Here is a 25582-nt window from a genome sequence, read left to right as displayed (position 1 = left end):
CCGTGGCCGCGTTCCCCACAGCTGATCATTTGTATCGCGGGTGGGTGGTGTGCCATTCGAAGCCACCACCCATCCAGGCCTTCGTCCCCTTCAGGAACCGGTGCAGCTCCACCGAAGGCACCGCCAGCAACGCCTTGTGCCCCGCCTCGAAGTCCCGCACCAGCTGGTTGTGCAGCTCCACGGTCCGCGCGGTGGCCTCGGCGATCGAGCACTCCCGGTCGGCCGCGACCTGCAACACCATGTTGCAGACCGGTTTCTCATCGGCGGCGTCCTTCTCCACGGACACCAGGTCGTTCACGATCACCGACGCCGTTCCCGCTGCCGTCAGCAGCTGCCGCACGCGCGGGTCGTAGTACAGCGGCGCCGGCAGTTCGTAGCCTCCGACGGCGTCGATGAGCGTCATCGACGTGTAGAAGGTGTCGTGCTGCCTGGTCGCGAGGTACTGCCACGCGGGCGGGTAGTTGCCGGTGTGCCGCCAGGCCGCGTACGCGCTCCACGACACGAACATCGCGAACGTCGAGTAGCAGACCCGTTGCACGACAGGCGCCGTGCTGCGCGACGTGAGGTGCGCGATGCCCGATCTGAGGCCCACGAGCACCGGGTCGGACGCGATCCGCTCCTCCAGGTCCGCCGTGAACTCGGCGGCGGGCGCGACCGGGTCCATCGCGGCCATGGCCAGCGCCAGGCGCGGGGGCAGTTCGGCCGGGATCGCTCCCATCTCGGTGTCGTCCGCGTACAAGTCGTCGGCGGCCCACCAGGCCGCGTTGAGCCTGGCCGCGATCAGCAGCTGGTCGACGTCGTCGGTGTCGACGTGGGTCAGCACCGCGAGCCGGCCGAACATGCCGCCCAGGAACCGTTCCGGCTCCTCGAACCCGCACTCGTCCGCCCACGCGACGAGACGTTCGTCCACGGCGGCGGCGAGCAGGGCGTCCTCGCGTTCGAGCACCGGCACGTACAGCGGCGGCGCGCTGCCGTCACCCCACGGACGTTCGGCGTAGCCCGGCTCTGGAGGTAGCTCAACGGCCTCGGGCCGCCCGAGCCGGGCAGCGGATGTGCCCAGCCCGGACGGCCCGGTGAGGAGATCCCTCATCAGATCCTGTCCGCGACGATCAGCAGGTAGTGGAACGAGCCTTCCTTGTAGGCCGTCAGGAACGGGTCCTCGACGCCGGTCGCGACGGACGACTGGGCGCGCAGCTCCCAGTACGGGATGGTGTCCGGCGTCAGGTCGACGACGCTGATCGGCACGAAACCGTTGTCCGCCAACGCGCGGAAGTAGTAGCTGCGCGGGTGGATGTTGCAGATGTAGTGCTGGTCGATCTGGCTGACGGCGCGCGACCGCATGCCCGTCAGGTCGTTGGAGCAGCCGGTGATGCAGACGTACCGGCCACCGGGCGCGATGAGCCGCGCGAACTCGCCGTACAGCTGCTGGAGGTCCACGTACATCGTGGTCTCGTTGGTCCAGATGCCGTTGAGCGAGCCGGTCTCGAAGCCGGTGTCGAGCATGTTCTTGAAGTGGAACCGGACCTGGTCGGCGACACCGCGTTCGACCGCCTGGTTGTTGGCGAACGCCACCTGCTCCTCGGAGATGCTGACGCCGTCGATGCGGGCTCCGAAGCGGGCGTTGGCCATGAAGCTCGTGCCGCCGCGGCCGGAGCCGCCGTCCATCAGGTGCGGGTTGGCGGGCAGGTTCCCGAACGCGTCGAGGAGCACCTCGGCCTGCGCCGTCTCCAGGCGGTGCATCTCGGCGATCATCGCCTGGTCGCGCACGGCGGCCGGTGCCTCCAGCACCGCCGGGTCGTACTGGCCCAGCCCGTAGTGGTGGTGGTAGAGCCCGTCCACCTCACCGAGCTTGATGTTGACCGGGTCCTTCTCCTTGTTCCAGTAGTCCGCGACGGAACGCTGGTAGTCGGTGCGCAGAACCGGCTTCACAGTGGGGCTCGCCATGACCTGAGTGGCTCCTGTTCGTTGACGCTCACTGCCGAACAGGAAATGACCTTTGCAGCCGATGGCCCATCCGGCGATCCGCCGTTCAGGCTTGGTTCGGCCACGAACGGGTAGGACGAACGCTTCCTCACAGTGGGCCTCTTAACCCGTGCAAGCCGTCTGGTATCCCCACTTTCGGGGGTTCTCCACGCCCGACCGGATGACGAGACCGCCCGAAATTCCACGCCACCTGGGAGAAATTCCGGAACACGGCCCGCGGGACCTCATGACGGCACTCCGGGCCGCGACCGCCACGGGCGACTCGCACGATTCAGGTCCGTGAGCTGCCCCGCAGGCCCGTCCGGCCGAACCGCAGCCGTCATTGAAAAGCATTGCAGAATTACCTATTTCAAGAATGTGAATGTTTGACACACATCTAAACCATCAGCTAGAAAGAAATGGCCCCGCCCTGCCGATCGAGGGTTGTCGATGACGAAAACCTCTCCATCACTGCTCGCCCTGCTCCTAATAGGTTCGCTGACCGTTCCTGTCACCACAGCGGCCGCCGCACCTGCACTGACAGGCCTGGACGTCTCGTCGGCGAACCGCCGCGCACCTGTTTCCGGCCTGTACGACTGGTCGAAAGCCGGATATCGCGGCAATGGCGTTCTGCCGGGCAACAACGAGGTCAATCCGAGCGCCACCTGTCAGATCACGGCGGCGGAACTCGCCTCCCAGTTCAACGTCCGCCCGAATGACGCGGGCGACGACACGGCGGGGCTCCAGGCCGCGATCGACTCCATCAAGACGCAGTGCTCGCCGAGCGCGAGCTACACGAAGCTCAGCCTCATCACCCTGCCCGCCGGCGAGCTCAAGGTGTCGAAGGAGCTGCACGCCGACGCCGACTACCTGATCATCAGGGGCGCCGGCGCGACCGCGACCAAGGTCGTCTACACGCCCGACGCGAACACCCGGTACGACGCGCTCACGCCGGACGGTTCGGACTGGGACGAGGACGGGATGACGTTCGGGCAGGGCAAGGGCGGCTGGCTGTGGCCGGGCCGCGGCCTGTTCCGCGTCCAGTCGCGCGGGGTGCACTCCAGCTACACGAGCGACCACTCGCGGGCACCGGAGAACCGCAAGGACATCTTCGAGGGCACCGTGAACGTGCACTGGAAGGCGGGCGCGAAGGTGAGCGCCGCCGCGAAGGCCGGTGACCGCGCGATCAAGGTCGCGTCCGCGAGCACGATCAAGCCCGGCATGTTCGTCAACGTCCGCGCCGCGAACTCGGTCAAGTTCTACGAGCAGCAGTTCGCCACGGGCACGCCGTACCCGATGCTGAACATGCACATGCGGCAGCAGATCTTCACCGTCGCGTCGGTGTCGGGCACGACCGTCACGCTCGACAAGCCGCTGGAGTTCGACGTCCCGGTCAACTCCACCTCGGACGGTTCACCGGCGATCGACGGCGCGACCTACGACTCCAAGGTGTCGCCGCTGGTGGACCCGGTCCTCGGCGTCGGGTTCGAGAACTTCGGCTTCACGCAGGCGATGCCGAACCTCAACCCCGCCGAGGCCGTCAACAACTACGGCAACATGGCGCCTGCGGACGAGATGCACGGCATCGTGTTCAAGTGGGCGGCCAACTCCTGGGTGCGTGGCGTCCGTGCGGAGATGACGGGTTCGCACCCGATCGTCACCGAGGAGGCCAAGAACCTGCAGATCGTCGACAACCACCTCGACGGTTCGTGGAACAAGGGCAAGGGCGGCAACGGCTACTTCCGCGGTTCGCGGGTGTGGGACTCGCTCTACGCCGGCAACACCTCCCGCAACCTGCGGCACTTCACGTTCCAGTGGTCCGCGTCGGGCAACGTCGTGATCGGCAACGACTTCGACTCCGACCTGAACCTGCACGGCGGATGGGAACGCAACAACTTGTTCGAGAACAACGCGGTTCGCGTCCCGTACGCCCACCGCTCCGGCAACTGCCGCGCGAACTGCGGCGAGGAGGGCGGCGGCGGTCCCGACGACTCGAACTGGTTCCCGATCTGGTGGGGCGCGGGCAAGAAGGCCGTGAAGTGGTCGGGTGCCTCCGGGCCGCGCAACGTGTTCTTCAACAACGGCATGACGAAGCAGCTGTCGAACGGTGGCGCGTACGACCCGTTCTACAGCGAGAGGTCGCGGATCTACCAGTTCGGCTGGAACGGCAGCGCGTACAAGCACCTCGACGTCGGCGGCACGGCCATCGCGGACTGGGCGAAGAACGAACAACGCGACTACACCGGCGGCCACGGCGTCGACGCTTCCAAGACCGACTCCGCGAAGTCGTTGTTCCTCAAGAACATCCCGGCGAACGTCGCGGTCGCGAGTGCCTCGATGTCCACGGCCGAGGAGCTGAAGGCCGCGCTGGCGAACGCGAAGCCCGGCGACGTGATCACGCTGGCGCCCGGCACGTACCGCGGTTCGTTCGTCACGCAGAAGGCCGGCACGGCGAGCAACCCGATCACGCTGACCGGTCCCTCGTCGGCCGTGCTGGTCAACGACGGCCCGTCCGGCACCGCTCCCACCTGCCCGGTGCCGACCGCGGGCTGGGACTCGGGTTACGGCCTGTGGCTGTACAACGCGCCGTACTGGACCATCAAGGGCATCACGGTCGCGGAGTCGAAGAAGGGCATCATCCTCGACAACTCCCACCACGCGACGATCGACGGTGTGACCGTGCGCAAGACCGACGAGGAGGGCGTGCACTTCCGGCGTTCGTCCGCGGACGGCGTGATCAGGAACTCGACGATCACCGACGCCGGCGTCGTGACGAAGGACTACGGCGAGGGCGTCTACATCGGCTCCGCGAACTCCAACTGGAAGTGCCACGGCAACTCCGGCGGCGTCGACAGGTCGGACCGCGTGCAGGTGCTGGGCAACAGGATCGGCCCTGGCGTCTCGGCGGAGCACATCGACGTCAAGGAAGGCACGCAGGGCGGCCTGATCAGCGGCAACACGTTCAACGGCACCGGGATCTCCGGCGCGAACTCCGCCGACTCGTGGGTCGACGTGAAGGGCTTCGGCTACCGGATCGAGAACAACACCGGCACCTTCGCCTCGCCCGGCACGTTCAAGAACGGCTACGAGACCCACAACCCGAGCACCTCGCCGTCGTTCGCCAACGGCTGCGGGAACGTGTGGCGCGGCAACAGGTCCGACCTCGGCAACGTGGGTGAGTACGCGGTCTACGTGTCGTCCACGTCGAAGTGCAAGGCCGACCCGAACGTCGTGCACGCCTCGAACACGGTGAGCCGTGCGAAGAAGGGCGTGTCGAACATCCCGGTCACCCCGTAGAAGGCGGGGGTTGCAGGGGTCCCGATCGGTGTACGGCGGCGTCGCCGGTCGGGACCCCTGGCTTTGTCACGCGTTCTGCCGGATCGCCCGCACTTCTTCCCTGAGCGCCCGGACTTCCTGCAACAGCAGGTCGTCGTGGCCCGCGGAACGCGGCGCGGGCAGCGTGATCTCCTCCTGCATCGCGCTGCACACGACCGCGATGAACAGGTTGAGCATCGTGAACGACCCGACCATCAGGTAGATCAGGAAGAAGATCCACGCGAACGGCTTCTGCTCCATGAGGTCGCGCATGACGTCCGACCAGCCGTCGCCCGTGGTGATCTGGAACAGCGTCAGCAGCGTCGGGCCCAGGCCGGTGAAGCGCGGATCGCCCGTGTCGCCGAACAGGTTGCTCGCGATCACACCGCCGACGTAGACGAGCAGCACCAGCAGGCCGGACAGCGACACCAGGCCCGGAATGGACCTGACGAGCGCCGTGACGACCCTGCGCATGCTCGGCACCATCGCGACGAGCCGCAGCGCCCGCAGGATCCTGAGGCTGCGCAGCACCGACAGCGGCCCGGCGGTCGGGATCAGCGCGATGGCGACGATCACGAAGTCGAAGACGTTCCACGGGTCCTTGAAGAACCTCCAACCGAACGCGTACAGCCGGGCCGCCAGTTCCACGGTGAAGATCGCCAGTGCCAGGTGGTCGATCGTCGTGAGCACCGGCCCGAACTTCGCGTGCAGGACGGTCGACGTCTCGGCTCCCAGCGTGATCGCGTTGATCACGATCACGCCGACGATGAACATCTGGAACCGGTTGCTCTCCACGAGCTCGCCGACGCGGGCGCGCACCATCATCACTTGCTGCTCCTACGACAGGGGTTGTGCTACCTATCGGCGATGGAGGCGGCCCAACTGTTCACCCGGTCGTGTTGATCAGCTCCAGCCGGCTGGCGGTGCGAGCGAGGTCAAGCGCCTCGCCGCCGATGATCTCCGCGAGCGGGTGGTCACTCACCAGTGTCAGCCGGACGTCCTTGTCCACCACCACGTCCACGACGTTGGCGAACCTCTGCTGGGCCTCGCGGTCCTTCGTTTTGAGCTGTGGAACGTTCGTGATGACCCAGTCGTCGAAGCGGTCGGCGACGACCAGGTAGTCCTGCGTCGAGGTCGGTTTCTCGCACAGGTCGCCGAAGTCGAACCAGACCCTGGTGTTCTCGGTGCCCAGCGCGGTGATCGCGCGGCCGTTGACGTCGAGCGTGACGGGTGTGGCCGGCAGTGCGGTGCGCGTGGTGATCTCGCCGGTCTCGAACCGCGACCTGGGCGCGCCGCGCAGGTGCCGGTAGTCGGTGGGGCCGTCGAGTTGGACGGTCTCCATGAGCCGCTTGACCAGTGCGATGCCGGGCAGGAAGTGGTCGTGGTGGAGCGGGTTGGGAAGCAGTCCGTCCGGCGGGTAGTTGGAGGTCGCGATGATCATGACGTTGCGCTCTTGGAGCACCTCCAAGAGCCGCGTCATCAGCATGGCGTCACCGACGTCGTGCACGTGCAGCTCGTCGAACGCCAGCACCTTCGCCCGCCCGACCAGTTCCTTCACGGCTTTCGCGACGGCCCCGCGCTCGTGCAGCCGTTCGGAGATCTTCCCGTGCAGCTCCTGGAAGAAGGCGTGGAAGTGCACCCGCTTCTTGGGCTCCGGCAGCACGTCGAACAGCGCGTCCGCCAGGAAGCTCTTCCCCCGGCCGACAGGTCCGTGCAGGTAGACGCCCCTTCTTCGGCGAGCAAGCTCTTCAAGCCTGGCGATGGCCGCGAGCTGGGCGTCGTCGAGCAGATACCCCCGGCCGGACACGTGCTCTTGAAGATCCACTGTTACCCCCGCGCCAGCTTACGATCGACCTCGTGAGCAATGTCGAGGCCGAGCCCGCAGAAGTGACGTGCACCTCCACCCCCGGCGGCGTGGAAGTCCTGACCCCGCGCGACGTCCCGTTGGGCGGCCCGCGGGCGATGTCAGTGCGCCGAACGCTGCCGCAAAAAGAGCGCTCCCTCATCGGCGCTTGGTGCTTCTGCGACCACTACGGCCCCGACGACGTCAGCATGGACGTGGCCCCACACCCCCACACGGGCCTGCAGACCGTCAGCTGGCTCTTCACGGGCGAGATCGAGCACCGCGACAGCCACGGCGTCCACGCGTACGTCCGCCCCGGCGAGCTGAACCTGATGACCGGCGGCAGCGGCATCTGCCACTCCGAGGTCTCCACGGCGGCCTCTTCGGTCTTGCACGGCGTCCAACTCTGGCTGGCCCTGCCCAACGCCCACCGCGACGCGCCGCGCGACTTCCAGCACCACGTCCCGCCGACCGTCACCGCCGACGGCTGCGCCGTGCGCGTGTTCCTCGGCTCGCTGGCGGGGTCGACGTCGCCGGTCGAGACCTTCACGCCGTTGCTCGGCGCGGAGATCGTGCTGCCCGCCGGTGCTGTTCTGACCTTGGACGTGTCGCCGTCGTTCGAGCACGGCGTCCTGCTCGACACGGGCGACGTGTCCGTGGCCGAGACCGTCCTCTCCCCCGGCGCGCTCGGGTACGTCGGGCCGGGGCGGTCGACGTTGACGCTGTCTTCTGTCGCGGGCGCGCGGGTCGTGCTGCTGGGCGGCGAGCCGTTCGGCGAGGAGATCGTCATGTGGTGGAACTTCGTCGGGCGCACGCACGACGAGATCGCGGCGTTCCGGGAGGAGTGGCAGGCGGAGGGCGACCGGTTCGGGCGGGTGGAGGGGTACGGCGGTGACCGGTTGCCGGCGCCGGGGCTGCCGGGTGGGCGGTTGCGGCCGCGCGGCAACCCGGCCTGACGCCGGACCTCACTTTCCGTGCCGAAATAGCTACAGAAAGCGCCGCATTCCTTAAGTCGAATTTAAGGTGAGGTCATCCCACGGTCCCAGGATTCGGTCGCCGCCCACCGTCTCACATCGTGATTCCATCCACAGATGACTGAACCCGACCAGCCTAAACAACGCGAACAGCCAGGTCAGAACAGGTGCACTAGATCGTCTCACCTGGTGACCGCACCTCGATGTCAAAAGTCATACTTCGGGACCATTGAAAATCACGTTCCGATCGCTTTTCCTGATCGAGGCATCCACGGCGGTTGCCGGACGTCTAAGGGGGCATGAGGAACGTGACACGAGTGGGCGCCGACTCGACATTCGCCTTCATCGCGCCTTCCGGGCGCCCCCTGCCCGTCGACGTCGAGCTCGGCTACCGCGCCGACGACCCGCACGCGGTGACCATGACGTTCCGCATGGGACGCCAGGAGACCGTGTGGCTCGTCAGCCGCGATCTGCTCGCCGACGGGTTGATCACCACCAGCGGTGCCGGCGACGTGACGCTGCGGCCCCACAACTCCACGACGGCGGTGCTCGAGCTGCGTTCCGACGTGTCGCACGCGGTGTTCCACGTGCAGTCGTCCGAGCTGCAGGAGTTCCTGAACTCCACCTACGACGTGGTCTCCCCCGGCTGCGAGAACGACTACGTCGACTTCGACGCGGAGCTGCGCAAGCTGCTCGACTGAGCGGTTCACCCGAACGAGCGCGTACCTTGGAGTCGTTCCAACCCATACGTTCGGTGTCGTGACAGTGACGACTTCCACCGCGTACAGCAGGGATCTGGGCGACGAGCTGCGCCGGCTCCGGCAGAGGTTCACCGGTCTGAGGGGCCGCGCGATGGCGCAGCTGCTCGGCTGGGACCCGAGCAAGGTGTCCAACCTCGAGCACGGCAAGATCCGCGGCACCGAGATCGACCTCGTGCAGTACCTCACCGCGTGCGGCAAGGACATCGACTTCTTCGAGGCCTTCCTCCGCCGCTACCACAACGCGTTCGACGCGTACCTCGCGCTGGACCCGGACAACCTCCGCACGCTCGCGATGACGGAGGGCATGGCCACCAGCATCATGGCGTACGACGTCCTCACCGTGAACAGCCTCCTGCAGACGCCGAAGTACGCGCGCGCCGTGCAGGCCGCGACCGGACAGCCGATCGAGGACCTCGACAGGCAGGCGGTCCTGCGTCGCCCCGGCGGCCCCAAGTGCGTCTTCTACCTCCACGAGCTGGCGCTGCGGATGCGGCTCGGTGACGCGGAGGTCATGGAGGAGCAGTTCGTGTGGCTGCTGGCGAACTCCTCGATCGTGCGGATCGTGCCGGAGGAAGCGAGCACCGCGGCGTTCCAGTCGACGTGCACGCTGTTCGAGTTCGACAAGGCCTCGCCGCTCGTCTACGGGGAGTCCGACCTGGCCAGGGTCTTCGCCCAGGGTGAGGCCGCGGTCGAGCGGAGCCGGCGGCTCTTCGACCTGCTCGACGAGGTCGCCCTGGACGAGACCCGGTCGCGGCGCAAGCTCGCGGAGTACCGCGGGCCCACACCGCTGCGCGCGCTGGCCAGGACTCAGTAGCCGTACACCAGGTCGAACGCGAGTTGCGGGTCGAACTTGCCCGCGTCCACGCCCGGCGCCTTGCCGCACCGGCCGTCCGAGTCGCCGGGAACCTTGACCCACAACAGCATCTCCGCGCCACCACCGGTGCGCGCGGGCGTGCCGAGCTTGCGGCCGCCGGGGTTGCACCACTCGCCGTTGTGGCCGTTGCCGTTGCGGCTGGTGTCGATCACGTACGGCTTGGTGTAGCCGGGAAGCGCGCCGCTGACCGAGTCGCCGTACGCCGTCGAGGCAGCGGTGGTGTGGTAGTTCGACACGTTGATCGAGAACCCGCGGACGTTCCGCACGCCCGCCGAGTCCAGGCGCGTCGCCATGGCCGCGGCCGGCACCCACTGCGCGTTGCCCGCGTCGAGGTAGGCCCACGTGTTGGGCGCCTTGGCCTTGAACTGCTCGGTGGCGTACTTGATCATCGCCGTGCGCTCGGCGATCGCGGCGCCGTCCATGCAGTTGAAGTCCGCCAGCGAGTCCGGCTCGATCACCACGACGGCCGGGCGCGTGCCGATGGCGGCCGCGAAGGAGGAGATCCAGGTCCGGTACGCCGCGGGCGTGCCGGCGCCACCACCCGAGTGGCCACCGCACGCGTCACGGCCGGGGATGTTGTAGGCGACCAGGACGGGCAGCTTGGTGCCGGTCTTGCCGACGTACGACGACACGGCGGTCTTGACGTCACCGCTCCAGGCGCCGAACCAGTGGGCGATCGGCTTCGACGAGATGTTCGCCTTGATGGCGGGCTGGCGGCCGTCGTTCGCGTGGTCGCGCACCCACACGGCGGGGTTGGAGTCGGGGTCGACGTAGAAGCCGTCGGTCAGGCCGAGTGGGCTGGCGGCGTGCGCTGCCGGGGCGGTGGCGACGACGGCCAGGAGGGCCAGCGCGAGTGCTCTGATCATGGCTCGGACACTCGCGCGGGCCGCTTAAGGAGCGGTAAGTCCGCGTCGAAGAGGCTGCCCAGGGCAGGAACGAAAGCGCGGCGAGCCGCCAAGGCGCAGGGCTGTCAGGGTGCGAGCAGCCCGGCCTGCAGCGGCAGCAGCGGAGCGACCACCTGCCCGAACGGCCCGCTCTTCACCACTCCCCCACCAGGCCCGGCGAACGGCGCCGCCGGGTCCAGCGAGTCGGGCAGGCGCGCCCACACGGCCCACCGCTCGTCCCACGCCTGGATCACGTCGAGGTGCCCGCCGGGGAGAAACCGGGTCAGGTGCACCCCTGCGACCTGCCCGGTGTTCCCCAGCAACGGGAGCAGCCGGAAGCCGCCTTCCCGCCGCAACCTCTCGATCAGCTCCACGCTGTCCATCTCACCGTCACGTTCCCGTCTGGGCCGCCAACTCCGTGTCCGACCTATAAGCCTCTACCGCAGCAACGCGCTCTTCGGAGGACCAACCCAGAGGTCCGGCGATCAGATCAGCCACCTGGCCCGCAACCGATGCGCCGAGGTCCAGATGCTCCATCGCGATGCGCGTCCGCCGCGCCAGCACGTCCTCCAGGCCCAGCGCGCCCTCGTGCGTCACCGCGTAGACGATCTCCGCCGCCAGGTGACCGGCCACCGGTGAGGCCAGGTCGGGGTCCTGGGCGACGAGTGCCAGCACGTCGGAGACGGCGGAGCCGTAGCGGCGCAGCAGGCGCTCGACGGTGGACGTGGGCAGGCCGGACTCCGCAGCGACGCGAGCCCGGTCCGCCCACAGTTCTTGGAAACCGACTGCGCCGCACAACGGCAGGCGCGCGGTCAGGGAGGGTGCGACCGCTCGGCCCAGGCCGGCGACGGCCGCGTTCACGACGTCGGCGGCCATCACGCGGTAGGTCGTGTACTTGCCGCCCGCGATCACGAAGAAGCCGGGCTCCGGCTCGGCGACGGCGTGCTCGCGGGAGAGCTTCGACGTGTCGCTGGACGCCCCGGCGAGCAGTGGGCGCAGGCCCGCGTACGTGCCGACGACGTCGTCCACCGACAGAGGTGACCGCAGCACGGCGTTCACGTGGTCGAGGATGTACGCGACGTCCTCGGTCGTGGCCGTGACGGACTCCGGTGAGTCGGAGTAGGGCGTGTCGGTGGTGCCGATGATCCAGTAGGCGCCCCAGGGGATCACGAACAGCACCGACTTCTCGGTCTGCGTGATCAGGCCACCGTCGAGCTCGATCTTCGAGCGCTCCACCAGGACGTGCACGCCCTTGGACATCCGCACGTGGAACGGCGGCTCGCCGGGCGACATCGAGTTCAGCGCGTCGGTCCACACACCGGTGGCGCTGATGACCCGCCGCGCCCGCACCACGTGCGTCACGCCGGACAGCTCGTCGCGCACCGAGGCGCCGGAGACGCGGCCGTCCGTGCGCAGCAAGGAGGTCACCCGCGCGCGGGACACCACCGTGGCGCCGTGCTGGGCGGCGGTGCGGACGAGCGTCGCCACGAACCGCGCGTCGTCCATCTGCGCGTCGTAGTAGCGGATGGCGCCGGCGAAGGCGTCGACGTCGACGGACGGTCCGACGGACGCCATCCCGCGGCGGGAGAGGTGCCGGTGCATCGGCACGGCCCCGGCGCCGCCGATCGAGTCGTAGAGCATGACGCCCGCGCCGACGTACGCGCGTTCCCACTGCTTCTTCAACGGGAAGAGGAACGGCACCGGCCGCACCAGGTGTGGTGCGAGCCGGCGCAACAGCAACCCGCGTTCCTTCAGCGCTTCCCGGACCAGCTTGAACTCCAGCTGTTCCAGGTAGCGCAGCCCGCCGTGGACGAGCTTGCTGGACCGGCTCGACGTGCCCGCCGCCCAGTCGTCGGCCTCGACCAGGGCGACGGAGAGGCCGCGCGACGCCGCGTCGAGAGCAGCGCCCGCGCCGACCACACCACCTCCGACGACGAGAACGTCGAACTCCGTGCTGCCCAACGCTTCCAGTGAGCGGGCACGCCGAGCCGGATCCAGCCTTGCGAACAACTTCAGCTCCTAAGAAAGGAATTCCTAGCGGACGTCGGCGTCGACCCAGTCGAACGACTTGGTGACGGCCTTCTTCCAGTTGCGGTACTCGCGCTCGCGCTCGTCGGCCGCGAGTTCCGGCGTCCAGCGCTTGTCCTCGGACCAGTTGGCGCGCAGCTCGTCGAGCGACGACCAGTAGCCGACGGCCAGACCGGCTGCGTACGCGGCACCGAGAGCGGTCGTCTCGGCGACGACCGGGCGGACGACGGGAACGTCGAGCACGTCCGCCTGGAACTGCATCAGCAGCTCGTTGGCGACCATGCCGCCGTCGACCTTCAGCTCGGTCAGCGGCACGCCGGAGTCGGCGTTCATCGCGTCCAGCACCTCGCGGGTCTGGAACGCCGTCGCCTCCAGCACGGCGCGGGCGAGGTGGCCCTTGTTCACGAACCGGGTCAGGCCGACCACGGCGCCACGGGCGTCCGCACGCCAGTACGGCGCGAACAGGCCGGAGAACGCGGGCACGAAGTACGCGCCACCGTTGTCCTCGACCGAGGCGGCCAGCGTCTCGATCTCCGCGGCCGAGCCGATGATGCCGAGGTTGTCGCGCAGCCACTGCACCAGCGACCCGGTGACGGCGATGGAGCCTTCCAGCGCGTAGACGGGAGCCTCGTCGCCGATCTTGTAGCAGACGGTCGTGAGCAGGCCGTTCTTCGACGCCACCTTCTCCGTGCCCGTGTTGAGCAGCATGAAGTTGCCGGTGCCGTAGGTGTTCTTGGCGGTGCCGGGCTCGTAGCAGGCCTGGCCGAACGTCGCGGCCTGCTGGTCGCCGAGGATGCCCGCGATCGGCACGCCCTTCAGCACGCCGCCGGGACCGCCGGTGCCGTAGACCTCGGAGGAAGAACGGATCTCCGGCAGCATGGACACCGGGATGCCCATCTCACCGGCGATCTCGGCGTCCCACTGCAGCGTGTCGAGGTCCATCAGCATGGTCCGCGACGCGTTGGTGACGTCCGTGGCGTGCACACCGCCGTTGGGGCCGCCGGTGAGGTTCCACAGCGTCCACGTGTCGGTGTTGCCGAACAGCAGGTCGCCGGCCTCGGCGCGCTCACGGGCGCCCTCGACGTTGTCGAGGATCCAGCGGATCTTGGGGCCGGAGAAGTAGGTCGCCAGCGGCAGGCCGACCTTCGCCTTGTACCGCTCGGCACCGCCGCCGAGAGCGCCGAGCTCCTCGACGATCGCCTGCGTGCGGGTGTCCTGCCAGACGATGGCGTTGTAGACGGGTTCGCCGGTGTTCTTGTCCCACACCACCGCGGTCTCGCGCTGGTTGGTGATGCCGACGGCGGCGAGGTCGCCGGTGTTGAGGTCGGCGGTGGAGAGCGCCTGGCCGATCACGAAGCGGGTGTTCTCCGAGATCTCCACGGGGTTGTGCTCGACCCAGCCGGCGCGCGGGAAGATCTGCTCGTGCTCCTTCTGGCCCACGGCGACGATGGAGCCGCTGTGGTCGAAGATGATCGCCCGCGTGCTGGTCGTGCCCTGGTCGACGGCGAGAACGTACTGCGACATCGAAGAAGTCCTTTCCGGATGGTCAGCGTCAGAACGCGAGCGAGGCGATCACACCGGCGAGCGCGCCACCGATGATCGGGCCGGCGACCGGCACCCAGGAGTAGCCCCAGTCGGAGTCCTTCTTGCCGATTGCCTCGCCGTCATTTCCCTTGTAGGACAACGGAAGAATCGCGTGAGCGATGCGCGGACCGAGGTCGCGGGCCGGGTTGATCGCGTAGCCGGTGGGACCACCGAGGGACGCGCCGATGCCGACGACGAGCATGGCGACGGCCAGCGGGCCGAGCTGGGTCGGGGTCTTGCCCAGGGCGAGGACCACGAAGACCAGGACGAACGTGCCGATGATCTCGCACACCAGGTTCCAGGTGTAGCTGCGGATCGCCGGGCCGGTGGAGAAGACCGCGAGCTTGAGGCCCTCGTCGGGCGTCTCGTCGAAGTGCGGCTTGTACGCGAGCCACGCGAGAACGGCGCCGAGGAACGCGCCGAGCATCTCGCCGGCGAAGTAGACGAGCGTCGAGCCCACGCTGACCGGCACTCCGGGGGCGAACTCGTCCGCGCCGCTGGTGAGGATGCCGACCGTCACAGCGGGGTTGAGGTGCGCACCCGACTTGTACGCGATGTAGACACCGGCGAAGACGCCGAGGCCCCAGCCGAAGTTGATCAACAGCCAACCGCCGTCGAAGCCCTTCGACTTGGCGAGCAGCACGTTGGCCACCACGCCCGCACCCAGCAACAGCAAGATGCCCGTACCGAGCACCTCGCTGAGGAACACAGTCCCGAGACCCACGCTGGCCTCCCATTCGTCCTTGAACGGCTGATCACCCCGTGGTGATTGAGGCGGAACGTATGAGTGTCTGAACGCCTGTTCAACAGGTGCTGTTCGACAATGTCGACACCTGCCACCCACGAACGTGTGACCGACCGGTCACGCTGCGCGCAGACAAGGCGTTTCAGGCGTGTTTCCAGGGGTGATGGGCGTCGTAGCCGTTCGACATTGCCGACACGGGTCGTCTCAATTACGTTCGTCGCGTGCCGGGACCCATCCAGTCGATCGAACGCGCCGCAGCCGTGCTGCGGCTCCTGGCGCGCGGCTCCGGCCACCACGGTCTCACGGAGATCGCCGACTCGCTCGGTCTGGCGCGGGGCACCGCGCACGGGATTCTCCGTACGCTGCAACGGGTCGAGTTCGTCGAGCAGGACCCGGCGACGGGCCGCTACCGCCTCGGCGCGGCGCTGCTGCACCTCGGCACGTCCTACCTCGACGCCAACGAACTGCGTTCTCGATCGATCAACTGGGCCGACACCCTGGCCGCGCGGAGCGGTCAGGAGGTGCGCATCGGCATGCACCACGACGGCGCCGTGCTCGTCGTGCACCACGTGTTCCGGCCCGACGACTCCGTACAGACCCTCGGCATCGGCGCGATGCTGCCGTTGCACGCCACCGCGCTCGGCAAGGTGCTGCTCGCCTACGACCCGGACCTGTCGGCGGCCGCACGCCGGCGGGAGCTCACGTCGTTGACGCGCAGGACGATCACGCGCGCCCAGATGCTGGAGCGCGTGCTGACCGAGGTGCGCGGGCAGGGCTGGGCGGGTGAGGCCGAGGAGTACATGCCGGGCGAGGCCAGCATCGCCGCGCCGATCCGGATCCCCGGCGGGCTGGTGGTCGGCGCGATCGGCATCTCGGGTGCCGCCGACCGCCTGTGCGACTCCGCGGGCCGTGCGCGTGCGACGCTGGTGCGTCAGGTCGTCCAGGCCGCCGAGGCGGTCACCACGTCACTCGTCGACGAGAACTGAGGGGCTCGCCGTGCAACGGTTCGTAATGGCGATCGACCAGGGCACGACGTCGACGCGCTGCATCGTGTTCGACCAGAACGCCCGCCTCGTGGCGGTCGCGCAGCGCGAGCACCGGCAGTACCACCCGCGGCCGGGCTGGGTGGAGCAGGACGCCGTGGAGATCTGGCGCAACGTCGACCGGATCGTGCCGCAGGCGTTGCGCCAGGCGGGGATCAGCGCCGAGCAGGTCGTCGCGATGGGCATCACGAACCAGCGCGAGACGTTCGTGCTGTGGGACCGGCACACGGGCGTCCCGATCGGGCGCGCGATCGTCTGGGAGGACATCCGCACCGAGGAACTCGTTGCGCGACTTGGCGAACAGCCCGGCATCGAGGAGGTCCGCGAGCGCTGCGGCCTGCCGCTGGCGACCTACTTCTCGGCGCCTTCGCTGCGCTGGATGCTCGACAACACCGCCGGGTTGCGCGCCAAGGCCGAACGCGGCGACGTCCTGTTCGGCACCATGGACACCTGGCTGATCTGGAACCTGACCGGCGGCGTCAACGGCGGTCTGCACGTCACGGACGTGACCAACGCGTCGCGGACGATGCTGATGAACCTCTCGACGCGGCAATGGGATCCGATGCTGCTGGAGTTCTTCGGCGTGCCTTCGGTGATGCTGCCGGAGATCCGTCCGTCGACCGAGATCAGCGGTGTGACGACGCGCGTGGTGCCGGGCATCTCGATCACCGCCGCCCTGGGCGACCAGCACGCGGCGCTGTTCGGGCAGACGTGCTTCGAGAAGGGATCGATCAAGGGCACGTACGGCACCGGCGGGTTCCTGTTGATGAACACCGGCACCGAACTGGTGCGGTCGAAGCACGGGCTGCTGACCACGATCGGCTACCAGATCGGCGGCGAACCGGCGTACGCGCTGGAGGGCTCGATCGCCGTGGCCGGGTCGCTCGTGCAGTGGTTCCGCGACAACCTCGGGCTGATCCACTCGGCGCCGGAGATCGAGACGCTGGCGCGCACGGTCAAGGACAACGGCGGCTGCTACATCGTGCCGGCGTTCAGCGGGTTGTTCGCGCCGCACTGGCTCGCGCAGGCACGCGGACTCGTCGTCGGGCTCACGTCGTACATCAACAAGGGACACCTGGCGCGGGCCGTGCTGGAGGCGACCGGCTGGCAGACGCGCGAGGTCGTGGACGCGATGAACGCCGACCTCGGCGCCCCGACCCCGGTGCTGAAGGTGGACGGCGGGATGACGGCCGACCACCTGCTGATGCAGTTCATCTCCGACGTGCTGGACATCCCGGTGCAGCGGCCGCTGGTCGCCGAGACCGTGTCGCTGGGCGCCGCCTACGCCGCGGGTCTGGCCGCCGGGTACTGGCCGGACCTGGAGGGGCTGCGGCGCAACTGGCACCTGGCCGCGCGGTGGAACCCGGTGATGGACGCGAAGTACCGGGAGGACGAGTACGCGAACTGGAAGCGGGCCGTGGAACTCACGTTCGCGTGGGCCCGCTCCAGTCCGTCCACTTAGGAGCGCTGCTTGCGCACCCAGGCCGCGACCTCGTCGGCCTCGATCGGCAGCGAGTCCGACAGGACGTCCGCACCCGTCGACGTGACGACCAGGTCGTCCTCGATGCGCACGCCGATGCCGCGCAGCTCCGGCGGGAGCGTCTCGTCGTTCGGGTGGAAGTACAGGCCGGGCTCCACCGTCAGCGCCATGCCGCGTTCCAGGATGCCCTGCTGGTAGGTCTCCTGGCGGGCGTCGGCGCAGTCGTGCACGTCCAGGCCGAGGAAGTGGCCGGTGCCGCACACGATGTAGCGGCGGTGGTGCTGGCCGCTCGGGTCCAGGGCCTTGTCGACGCTCACGGGCAGCAGGCCCCAGTCGTGCAGGCCCTCGGCGAGCACGCGCATGGCGGTGTGGTGGAAGGCGCTGTAGTCGTTGCCCGGCCGCACTTCCGCCAAAGCGGCCACGTGCGACTTGAGGACGAGGTCGTAGACCTGGCGCTGCGGCGCGCTGAACTCACCGCTCACCGGGAACGTGCGGGTGACGTCGGCGGTGTAGAGCGAGTTCATCTCGACGCCGGCGTCGAGCAGCAGCAGGTCGGCGTCGTTCACGCGGCCGTCGCAGCGCGTCCAGTGCAGCACCGGGGCGTGCGGGCCGGCGGCGACGATCGAGGTGTAGCCGGGGCCCTTGCCCTCGGTGCGGGCGCGGCGGTCGAACGTGCCCTGCAACCAGCGCTCTCCCCCGCCGCGCACGGCCTGGCCGAGCTCCATGGCGACGTCGGCGAAGCCCTTCACGGACGCGTCGACCGCCTGGCGGAGCTGGTCGATCTCCCAGTCGTCCTTGATGCGGCGCAGCTCGGCGAGCACGGTGCGCAGCTCGTCGCTGTGCGAGCCGGTCACGGCGTCCAGCAGCGGGTCGACGCCCTTCGCGACGAGCGTCTCGGGGTGGCGGCCGCGCAGCGAACCGGCGAGCTCCTCGATCGGGCGGGCCGTGATGCCGAGCGCGTCACCCCACTCCTTCGGACCGGCGGCGGCGCCGATCCAGAACGGGCTGCGGTCGGCGTCACCGAAGAAGTCGACGCTGTGGGCCTCCGACGGCACCGGCACGAACAGCGTCGCGTCGTCGTCGGTCAGCACCAGCACGGCGCCCTCGACCTGGCAGCCGGTCAGCCACACGAAGTCGCTGTCGGCGCGGAACTCGTGGAACGTGTCGTTCGACCGGACGTGCGCCCGCCCGGCGGCCAGCGCGATCCGCTTGCCCGGCAGCGCCGCGGTGAGCCTGGCGCGATGGGCCGCGGCCGCCTCGGCGGTCCCCTGGGGCAGGTCGACGGAGCTGTCCCACTCGCCCCAGCCGTCGCGGATGTACGTGCGGAAACCGTCCGCGTCCACCAGTTTCGCCATGTCGCGGCGTGTCCGAGCCAATTCGGGTCCTTCCAGAGTTGTCCTTGCTACCAGCCTTCCCCTCCTCGGACGGGTCCCGCCAATCCCACTTGGCCATAGCTTCAGGTTATGGAACGCGCCGGGTGTATCCACCGGTCGGCGGCACGCCCCTACCTACTGGAGGAGGCATCCGCCATGAACCGAATCCACATCTGCCTGCTGACCGTCGCCGCGCTCGCCGCCTGTGGCCAGCCGCCCGCGCCCGTCTCGCCGCCGCCACCGGTGCGGTCCGTCGAGGTCACGACCACGACGACTCAGACCACGACCGAGATCGTCGCGCCACCACCAGCGATCACGACGACGACACAGGCGCCGAAACCACCGCCGCGCGTCACCACCACCACGACGAAGCCGCCACCACCACCGCCGCCGAAGCCGCCGGACCGCTGGGTGCTCCCGTCCGGCCTGCGCGGGACCATCGAGTCGCAGGTCGGGCAGTCGTTCCCGTCCGCCTGGGAAGCGATCCAGGTCCAGCTGGCACCTGTGTGTCCCGGCGAGGTCCCCTGTGTCGGCTACGCGCTCGTCGTCGACGGATCCACCGGCACCCTCGGGGACTGCGTGATCGTCGAGGGCGGCATCAAGGTTCCCGATCCCCTGTACGAGAAGGGCACGATCACGTTCAGGGTCAACAACGACATCAACTGCGCCGGGGCATGAGCCGTGCGCGCCGCTCCCACCAAGCCGAAGGACGAGGCGCCGTCCAGGGCGTTGAAGGTGTTCGGCTCCTTGCTGGCACCAACGACCGTGCTGACCGCACTGCTGTTCTACTTCGGCGTACGGCACGCGACGTTCTTCTGCGAGTGGTTCGGCGTGCACTACTCGGTGCTCGGCCTGTCAGCGCCCGACTACCTGATCCGCAGCGCGGACGGCATGTTCGTGCCGCTGACGGTCCTGTCCGCCGCGGGGCTCGCGGCGCTGTGGGGCTACCGCTTCCTGCACGCGGCCCTGGCGCCGAAGACGTGGCGCGTCCTGGCCAGGCGCGCCGTGCCGGTGCTCGTGGCGCTCGGCCTGGCCCTGCTGCTCCTCGGGCTGACCGGGCTCGCGGTGCCCACCCTGCTCTACGCCGTACCGGGTCTGCCCGGCGTGTGCGTGGCGCTGGGGGTGATCTCGTTCCCGCTGGCCGAACGCCTGCACGCGACGGTCGCCGGCAAGCTCGCCACGGGGGTCGTGCCGGTGGTGCAGTGGACGTTCACGTTCGTGCTCGCGAGCATCGGCCTGTTCTGGGCCGTCAACGACTACTCGGCGGCGGTCGGGGCGGCCAGGGGCTACGAGTACGAGACGAGGCTCGGCACCATGCAGAAGGCGGTCGTGTTCAGCACCAAGGACATCGGGTTCCGCGGGCCGGGCGTGACCATGACCGCGTGCACCGCGGCGGACTCGTCGTACCGGTTCCGCTACGACGGCCTGGTGCTCGTCCTGCAGTCGGGAGGGCAGAGCTTCCTGCTGCCGAAGGGGTGGAACCGCCGTGACGGCGCCGCCCTAGTGCTGCCCCGCTCGAACGACGTGCGCCTGGAGTTCTCGCGCCCCGAAGCCGAGCGCGACACCTCCTGCTGACCCCGTATAGCCTCGGGCTATGGAACTGGAGATCCGGCACCTGCGGGCGATCTGCGCCATCGGCGACGCGGGCAGCCTCTCCCGCGCCGCGACGCAGCTCGGGATCTCCCAGCCCTCGCTCACCACCCTCCTGCAGCGGGTCGAGCGCATGGTCGGCGGCACGCTGTTCGACCGCGGCCGCTCCGGAGCGGCCCCCACGCCGCTGGGTGCCCAGATGCTGCAACGGGCCAGGTTGCTGCTGGTGGAGCTGGAGGCGTGCGGCTCGGACACGGCCGGTCGCGGCGGGCCGGTCCGGTTCGGGTCCGTGCACATGGAGTGCGTGGCGGCCCTGTACTCCCGGCTGGAGGAGGCGCTCGACGACGTCACGCTCGTCGTCGACCCCTCGTCGACCGGGCTGGCCCTGGCGCTGGCGAACGGGCACCTCGACGCTGCGGTGATCGCCGTCGACGAGGAGGGTGACCTGGGCCTGCCGCGCGGGGTGGCGCAACGGGTCGTCGTGCCCTGGGTGCCCGTGTACATCGCGATCCCGACTGACCACGCCCTCGCGTCACAGTCCGAAGTGGACCTCGCCGACCTCGCCGGGGAAGCGTGGGTTGGGCCGCCTGGTGCGGAGGACGGGTCGCTCACGGCGTTGCGCGCCGCCTGCCGGGCCGCCGGGTTCGTGCCGCGGATCCGGTTCGAGGTGCCGAGCGGGGCCGGGCGTCAGCTGATCGCGGCGGGCAAGGCCGTCCAGCTGGTCGAGCCGACGTCGCAGGGCGGTCCGGGGGTGGCGGTGCGGCCGCTGGCCGGTGCGCCGATGCGGATGAGGCTGGTGTTCGCGTGGCGGCGGGAGCGGCTGACCTGGAGCCAGGCGAGCCGCGTCTTCGCCGAGGTGCTGGGCGCCTACTCCGACCAGGCGCTGGCCAGTCCCGTGATGCGCGCGTGGTGGAAGTCGGTCCAGCCGTCACTGCGGGCGCGGCTGTCCACCTGATGTATTCGGGAGCACTGCACTGTCCCCTTCATGAATACAGGGACTTCCGCTCGAATCCATGTCATCAAGAATGTCCTCTTTTACGCGTGAGGCATTGATACGAACGAGTGAGCTCATTTCGAATCGGCCACTTCGCGTAACGGAACCTCTTGCGGCCACGAGTCCCTGATACCAGTGCGATACGCCATTGCGGGGACAGTCGTGGACCAAACAGAAGATCGTCACCAGGTCCTGCCGGACCAGCACGGGCTGAAACGGGTTCTCACAGCTCACCTGCCCTTCGGGCCGATCGAGACGGAGAAGGTGATCACCCACGGCCGGTCGAACGCGGAACAGCTCTTCGACCGCAACAACCGGGTCTACGCGCAGGCCGCCGCGGACTCGCCGCCGACCTACATCATCGGACGGAAAGGCGCGGGGAAAACCGCTTTCCTGATCGGTTCGGACGAGGGTCGGCAACGACCGCGGATCGTTCTCCAGACCGAGGACGTCTACCACGAGATGTTGAAGGTCTTCCACGAGTACGGCCGCGACCACGAACTGTTCGTCGGGCAGCGGGCCGCTCTCTGGCAGGCGTTGTTCGAGCACGTCGCGCTGGTCCACGTGTACCGGACGTTCGACTCGGCCGACCCGCAGGACAGCCTCCACGTCCTGACCAGCTACCTGGGCAACGCGGGTGACAGCGACCCTGACGAGTCCGAGGCCGCGACCCGGTTCCTGCGGCAGCTGCGCAAGAACATCAGCGAGTCCCCCGAGGTCGGGTTCCGCGACGCCGTCGACGACCTGACGCTCGGCCGGACGCCGTTCTCGGACGCCAGGACGGTCCTGCGCGCCGTGCTGGCCCGCAGGCAGCGGCCCCCGGTCATCGTCATGGACAACCTGGAGGAGCTGCACCTGCGGCTGCGGGAGCTGCGGCCCGTGCTCGCCGGGCTGTTCCGCTGCGTCGGCGGGATGATCTCGTCGCACCCCGACGGCCGCCCGTTCGGCGTTCAGGTGTGCCTCCCGTCCGAGCTCTGGGACCGCATCCACGACGTCGCGGCCGCGCCGGAGAAGGACCTGCAGGGCCGCTACCTCACCATTTACTGGACCGCGCGGGAGCTCCTGCGCCTCTCGGGCACGAGGCTTCAGCTGTTCCTGCACGCCCACCACCCGGACAAGCTGGAGGCGCTGCAACGCCGCGCGGACCAGAACGACGAGTCCGACCCGTCCATCGCGCTCCTCCGCGCGGCACTGCCCCCGACGATCCACAGTGGACTCGACATCGACGAGGACCCCCTCGCGTACCTGCTGCGGCACACGCAGCTGCTGCCGAGGCATCTGATCCAGATCCTCAACAGCGTGTTCAGCAGACGCGACAGGGGTTCGACGCCCTGGAACGTCACCCCGGCCGCGGTCATCGCCGGCACCCGCCACGCCGAACGCCTGCTGGTGCACGGAATCCTCAGCGCCTACAAGGAGACCTTCCCCGAGGCCGCGGACGCCCTGCACCGCCTGACCGGGCGGCTGGAGATCTCCTTCCCCGCCAGGACACTGCACAAGGTCTACAACCAGCAGGGCATCAAGAAGCTGACGAGGCTCGACTTCGACGAGCTCCTGTCCATGCTCTTCACCCTGGGGGCGCTGGGGATCCGGTTCGGCCAGACCGGCCGCTACAACAAGGCCCACTTCCAGTACACGTTCGACTACCCGCTCGTGAGCCAGGAGGAGTCGGACCACCTCTGCCTCCACCCGTTGTTCACCCGCTACCTGCTCGAACGCACCCTCCCCCAGCTGCGCGCGCGGCAGGCCCACGCCACCTACCCGTACGGCAGTGATCCCAAGGGCGAGGACTACCGGGACACCTTCGGCTACCTCGACTCGTGAACGGAGCACGGCGATGCCTCTCGCACCACGCACCAAGAAGCCGCTGCCCAGCGTGGCGGAGGAGTACCTCGACGACCCGCCGGGCGAGCTGCGGGTGGGCATCGCGCTGTCCGGGGGCGGGATCAGGTCGGCCGCCTTCAACCTCGGGGCGCTGCAGGCACTCGGGGAACGCGGGATCCTGCAGAAGGCCGACCACCTCGCCGCGGTGTCCGGCGGAAACTACATCGCGAGCGCCCTCGCCCTCTCGGCCGCGCACACGAAGCCGGAGTTCGAGAACGGGAAACCGTTGTGGGGCAGGGGTTCCCCGGAGGAGCGCTACCTGCGCCAGCACACCGACTACCTGGCACCGGGTCACGTCGGCAAGCTGTGGATGGCGATCAGCGTCGTGTACGGGTTCGTGGTGAACTACCTGCCGTTCGCCCTCTGCATGATCATCGCGGGCAGGCTGGCGGGCTGGACGCTGTCGTGGCTCGGCCTGCGGCTCTCCGACCTGCACCTCAACGGCCTGCAGCTGCCGGAGTCCACCGTCGTGCGCGTGCTGCTGGGCTGCGGCGCGACCTTCCTGCTGGCCGCCGTCGCGTTCGTCGTCTGGCGCAGGCAGATGAAGGACGGCGACCCCGGCAACTACGGCGACTCCAGGGCCGAGCGCTACGCCGCGCGGCTGCTCATCGCCGCCGGCGTGGTCGTGATCGCCCTGACCCTGCCCGTGCTCGGCGAGCTGTACGGGAACGCCTCGACGGCGGCGCTGTCGCGGATCTTCGACGAGAGTCCCGAGACGTTCCTGACGACGCGGGGCCGTGTCGCGATCGCCTTCCTGTGGCTCGTGGTGTCGTTGCTGCTCGCCGCCGCGGCGCTGGTGCTGAGCAGGAGGCTCCGCGCGCGGCGGTTGATGCTGGTGCTGTCGTCGCTGGCGGGCGCGGGCCTGCTCCTGGTCCCGCTGCTGTCGTCGCTGGAGCACGCCACCCGCGAGGGCATCGACTCCCCCGCCGACGCCTTCGGCCTGACCGTCTACGTCGTGATCGTGCTGTGGATGGCGGTGTTCATGCACAACCGCCGGTACTCCATGCACCTCTTCTACCGCGAACGCCTCAACAGCGCGTTCGCCCTCAAGCGGACCAAGGACGAGCACGGGCGGATCGTCGCGGAGCCCATCGCCTACGACGAGAAGCTCTACTTCACCGACTGCGAGGCCGCCGGCGGCAGCAGGCTGCCGAACCTGGTCGTCTGCTGCGCGGTCAACCTCACCACGGACGACGTGCCGGTCGGCCGGTTCGCCGAGTCGTTCACCTTCGAGACAGCACGCAGCGGCGGGCCGCTCTTCGGCTACCACCCGACCAGGGACCTGGAACAGCGCGGCGGCCTGCCGGGAACGCACCTCACGCTGCCGTCGATCATGGCGGTGTCCGGCGCGGCGCTGTCGCCGTTGATGGGCCGGTTCACCTACCCGCCGCTGCGGTTCCTGATGGCGCTGACCAACGTCCGGCTCGGGGTCTGGATCAAGAACCCGAACCACCGGAGCCGGCGTCCGGACTCGGGGGAACCGGAGCCGCGCCGCCACTGGCTGGTCCGCGCGGCCCGGTCGATCCAGGCCGGATGGCTGGAACCCGGCGCGCTGTACGTGCTGCGCGAGGCGCTGGGCGGTGCCAAGTCGAGCCACCGGTACATCTACCTGACCGACGGCGGCCACTGGGAGAACCTCGGTGTCGTCGAGCTGCTGCGCCGGCGCTGCACCCACGTGCTGTGCTTCGACGCCAGCTGCGACCAGAGCGGCGAAGGACTCGACATCGGCCGTGCCGTCGCACTGGCCCGCAGCGAGCTCGGCGTCGACATCTCGCTGGACCCGCGGCCCGTGCTGCCCGACGCGGAGGGCGTCAGCTCGCGGATGGCGGTGCAGGGAGACGTGACCTACCCGCCGCCCAACCACCTCAAGTCCGCGCAGCTGGTGTACGCCAAGGCGGTCCTGACCCCGGAGTCGACCTGGGACCTGCACGCGTTCAAGGCGCGCGACGGCCGATTCCCCAACCACTCCACGAGCCAGCAGATGTTCACCGACGAGCAGTTCGAGGCCTACCGGACGCTCGGGTACGAGGCGGGGAAGCAGGCGGCCGACCTGCTGGAGATCCCCGCGCAGATGTTGCGGCACGAGCCCGCCCACACCGGCAACGGGCACGTATCTGGCGAGGCCGTGCGCGACCCGTTGTGAAGTGAGGACACACCGCCGCTCGGTTGGGGTCAAAGGGCTCTGTCCGGTCCCCCTGCGCGACGGCCACCATCCAGGTGCGGCGGCGAGTCTCAGTCGACGAGGAGG

At 69.0% G+C, this 25582-nt stretch carries 21 protein-coding genes; 11 read left to right on the top strand and 10 right to left on the bottom strand.

Annotated elements, in window-relative coordinates; genetic code table 11:
* Positions 1-25: 25 nt before the first annotated feature.
* Positions 26-1090, bottom strand: coding sequence for a family 2 encapsulin nanocompartment cargo protein terpene cyclase (locus ACFWN2_RS11290; RefSeq protein WP_382426708.1), 1065 nt, complete (start codon positions 1088-1090; stop codon positions 26-28).
* Entirely contained in the window at positions 1090-1944 is an 855-nt protein-coding gene (locus tag ACFWN2_RS11285; protein WP_382426707.1) for a geranyl diphosphate 2-C-methyltransferase, read from the bottom strand. Before ACFWN2_RS11285 ends, ACFWN2_RS11290 begins: the two co-directional genes overlap by 1 nt.
* Before the next feature lie 468 nt (positions 1945-2412).
* Here ACFWN2_RS11285 and ACFWN2_RS11280 point away from each other — a divergent pair, with 468 nt between their 5' ends.
* Complete coding sequence (locus ACFWN2_RS11280) at positions 2413-5259, top strand: nitrous oxide reductase family maturation protein NosD (protein WP_382426705.1); 2847 nt, start codon at positions 2413-2415, stop codon at positions 5257-5259.
* 66 nt (positions 5260-5325) lie between these two features.
* Here the strand turns inward: ACFWN2_RS11280 and ACFWN2_RS11275 are convergent, their stop codons facing one another.
* Positions 5326-6102 carry an ion transporter gene (locus ACFWN2_RS11275; protein ID WP_382427439.1) on the bottom strand — a complete coding sequence of 259 codons (777 nt, stop codon included), beginning with the start codon at positions 6100-6102 and terminating at the stop codon, positions 5326-5328.
* 61 nt (positions 6103-6163) lie between these two features.
* Positions 6164-7102: a cell division protein ZapE gene (gene zapE / locus ACFWN2_RS11270; protein ID WP_382426703.1), complete on the bottom strand. Its 939-nt coding sequence runs from the start codon at positions 7100-7102 to the stop codon at positions 6164-6166.
* A gap of 32 nt (positions 7103-7134) precedes the next feature.
* Here zapE and ACFWN2_RS11265 point away from each other — a divergent pair, with 32 nt between their 5' ends.
* From ACFWN2_RS11265 to ACFWN2_RS11255, 3 genes are all read left to right on the top strand, one after another.
* Positions 7135-8076 carry a pirin family protein gene (locus tag ACFWN2_RS11265; RefSeq protein ID WP_382426701.1) on the top strand — a complete coding sequence of 314 codons (942 nt, stop codon included), beginning with the start codon at positions 7135-7137 and terminating at the stop codon, positions 8074-8076.
* A gap of 317 nt (positions 8077-8393) precedes the next feature.
* Positions 8394-8795, top strand: coding sequence for an SsgA family sporulation/cell division regulator (locus ACFWN2_RS11260; RefSeq protein WP_382426699.1), 402 nt, complete (start codon positions 8394-8396; stop codon positions 8793-8795).
* 58 nt (positions 8796-8853) lie between these two features.
* Positions 8854-9669 (top strand): helix-turn-helix domain-containing protein, encoded by an 816-nt coding sequence (locus ACFWN2_RS11255; protein ID WP_382426698.1) that lies wholly within the window; start codon positions 8854-8856, stop codon positions 9667-9669.
* Here the strand turns inward: ACFWN2_RS11255 and ACFWN2_RS11250 are convergent.
* From ACFWN2_RS11250 to ACFWN2_RS11230, 5 genes are all read right to left on the bottom strand, one after another.
* A complete protein-coding gene (locus ACFWN2_RS11250) occupies positions 9663-10595 on the bottom strand; it encodes a glycoside hydrolase family 6 protein (protein ID WP_382426697.1) in 933 nt (310 codons plus the stop codon). The genes ACFWN2_RS11255 and ACFWN2_RS11250 overlap by 7 nt on opposite strands.
* 104 nt (positions 10596-10699) lie before the next feature.
* Positions 10700-10996, bottom strand: a complete 297-nt coding sequence (locus ACFWN2_RS11245; RefSeq protein ID WP_382426695.1) for a hypothetical protein — start codon at positions 10994-10996, stop codon at positions 10700-10702.
* 7 nt (positions 10997-11003) lie between these two features.
* Positions 11004-12623, bottom strand: a complete 1620-nt coding sequence (locus tag ACFWN2_RS11240; protein WP_382426694.1) for a glycerol-3-phosphate dehydrogenase/oxidase — start codon at positions 12621-12623, stop codon at positions 11004-11006.
* Positions 12624-12647: 24 nt separating this feature from the next.
* Positions 12648-14165, bottom strand: coding sequence for a glycerol kinase GlpK (glpK, locus tag ACFWN2_RS11235; protein WP_382426693.1), 1518 nt, complete (start codon positions 14163-14165; stop codon positions 12648-12650).
* 28 nt (positions 14166-14193) lie between these two features.
* Positions 14194-14949 carry an MIP/aquaporin family protein gene (locus ACFWN2_RS11230; RefSeq protein WP_382426691.1) on the bottom strand — a complete coding sequence of 252 codons (756 nt, stop codon included), beginning with the start codon at positions 14947-14949 and terminating at the stop codon, positions 14194-14196.
* 242 nt (positions 14950-15191) lie between these two features.
* Here ACFWN2_RS11230 and ACFWN2_RS11225 point away from each other — a divergent pair, with 242 nt between their 5' ends.
* Both ACFWN2_RS11225 and glpK (ACFWN2_RS11220) read left to right on the top strand, forming a co-directional pair.
* On the top strand, positions 15192-15956 hold the full coding sequence (locus ACFWN2_RS11225; RefSeq protein ID WP_382426690.1) for an IclR family transcriptional regulator: 765 nt from the start codon (positions 15192-15194) through the stop codon (positions 15954-15956).
* Between the two features lie 25 nt (positions 15957-15981).
* Positions 15982-17475, top strand: coding sequence for a glycerol kinase GlpK (gene glpK / locus ACFWN2_RS11220; protein WP_382427437.1), 1494 nt, complete (start codon positions 15982-15984; stop codon positions 17473-17475).
* Here glpK (ACFWN2_RS11220) and ACFWN2_RS11215 read toward each other — a convergent pair.
* A complete protein-coding gene (locus tag ACFWN2_RS11215; RefSeq protein WP_382427435.1) occupies positions 17472-18848 on the bottom strand; it encodes an aminopeptidase P family protein in 1377 nt (458 codons plus the stop codon). The genes glpK (ACFWN2_RS11220) and ACFWN2_RS11215 overlap by 4 nt on opposite strands.
* A 174-nt stretch (positions 18849-19022) precedes the next feature.
* On the opposite strand from ACFWN2_RS11215, the gene ACFWN2_RS11210 reads away from it, so the two are divergent.
* The 5 genes from ACFWN2_RS11210 to ACFWN2_RS11190 all read left to right on the top strand — a co-directional run bounded on the left by ACFWN2_RS11210 (position 19023) and on the right by ACFWN2_RS11190 (position 25477).
* Complete coding sequence (locus ACFWN2_RS11210) at positions 19023-19544, top strand: hypothetical protein (RefSeq protein ID WP_382426689.1); 522 nt, start codon at positions 19023-19025, stop codon at positions 19542-19544.
* 3 nt (positions 19545-19547) lie between these two features.
* Positions 19548-20441 (top strand): hypothetical protein, encoded by an 894-nt coding sequence (locus ACFWN2_RS11205; protein ID WP_382426688.1) that lies wholly within the window; start codon positions 19548-19550, stop codon positions 20439-20441.
* A 19-nt stretch (positions 20442-20460) separates the two neighbouring features.
* Positions 20461-21411 carry a LysR family transcriptional regulator gene (locus tag ACFWN2_RS11200; protein ID WP_382426686.1) on the top strand — a complete coding sequence of 317 codons (951 nt, stop codon included), beginning with the start codon at positions 20461-20463 and terminating at the stop codon, positions 21409-21411.
* Positions 21412-21612: 201 nt separating this feature from the next.
* Entirely contained in the window at positions 21613-23274 is a 1662-nt protein-coding gene (locus ACFWN2_RS11195; protein ID WP_382426684.1) for a P-loop ATPase, Sll1717 family, read from the top strand.
* 13 nt (positions 23275-23287) lie between these two features.
* On the top strand, positions 23288-25477 hold the full coding sequence (locus ACFWN2_RS11190) for a patatin-like phospholipase family protein (protein WP_382426683.1): 2190 nt from the start codon (positions 23288-23290) through the stop codon (positions 25475-25477).
* Positions 25478-25582 lie beyond the last annotated feature (105 nt).

The sequence above is a fragment of the Lentzea sp. NPDC058436 genome, from assembly GCF_042721515.1.
GTDB lineage: Bacteria > Actinomycetota > Actinomycetes > Mycobacteriales > Pseudonocardiaceae > Lentzea.
Note: the sequence above shows the minus strand (reverse complement) of the source record. Positions and strands in the feature narration are given on the sequence as shown.

Bases quoted from the DNA above. Each gene is read 5' to 3' on its own strand.
- ACFWN2_RS11215 (WP_382427435.1), bottom strand. From the start codon at position 18,848: ATGGCGAAACTGGTGGACGCGGACGGTTTCCGCACGTACATCCGCGAC.
- ACFWN2_RS11245 (WP_382426695.1), bottom strand. From the start codon at position 10,996: ATGGACAGCGTGGAGCTGATCGAGAGGTTGCGGCGGGAAGGCGGCTTC.
- ACFWN2_RS11275 (WP_382427439.1), bottom strand. From the start codon at position 6,102: ATGATGGTGCGCGCCCGCGTCGGCGAGCTCGTGGAGAGCAACCGGTTC.
- ACFWN2_RS11200 (WP_382426686.1), top strand. From the start codon at position 20,461: ATGGAACTGGAGATCCGGCACCTGCGGGCGATCTGCGCCATCGGCGAC.
- ACFWN2_RS11280 (WP_382426705.1), top strand. From the start codon at position 2,413: ATGACGAAAACCTCTCCATCACTGCTCGCCCTGCTCCTAATAGGTTCG.
- ACFWN2_RS11290 (WP_382426708.1), bottom strand. From the start codon at position 1,090: ATGAGGGATCTCCTCACCGGGCCGTCCGGGCTGGGCACATCCGCTGCC.
- ACFWN2_RS11190 (WP_382426683.1), top strand. From the start codon at position 23,288: ATGCCTCTCGCACCACGCACCAAGAAGCCGCTGCCCAGCGTGGCGGAG.
- ACFWN2_RS11250 (WP_382426697.1), bottom strand. From the start codon at position 10,595: ATGATCAGAGCACTCGCGCTGGCCCTCCTGGCCGTCGTCGCCACCGCC.
- ACFWN2_RS11210 (WP_382426689.1), top strand. From the start codon at position 19,023: ATGAACCGAATCCACATCTGCCTGCTGACCGTCGCCGCGCTCGCCGCC.
- glpK (WP_382427437.1), top strand. From the start codon at position 15,982: ATGGCGATCGACCAGGGCACGACGTCGACGCGCTGCATCGTGTTCGAC.
- glpK (WP_382426693.1), bottom strand. From the start codon at position 14,165: ATGTCGCAGTACGTTCTCGCCGTCGACCAGGGCACGACCAGCACGCGG.
- ACFWN2_RS11260 (WP_382426699.1), top strand. From the start codon at position 8,394: ATGAGGAACGTGACACGAGTGGGCGCCGACTCGACATTCGCCTTCATC.
- ACFWN2_RS11285 (WP_382426707.1), bottom strand. From the start codon at position 1,944: ATGGCGAGCCCCACTGTGAAGCCGGTTCTGCGCACCGACTACCAGCGT.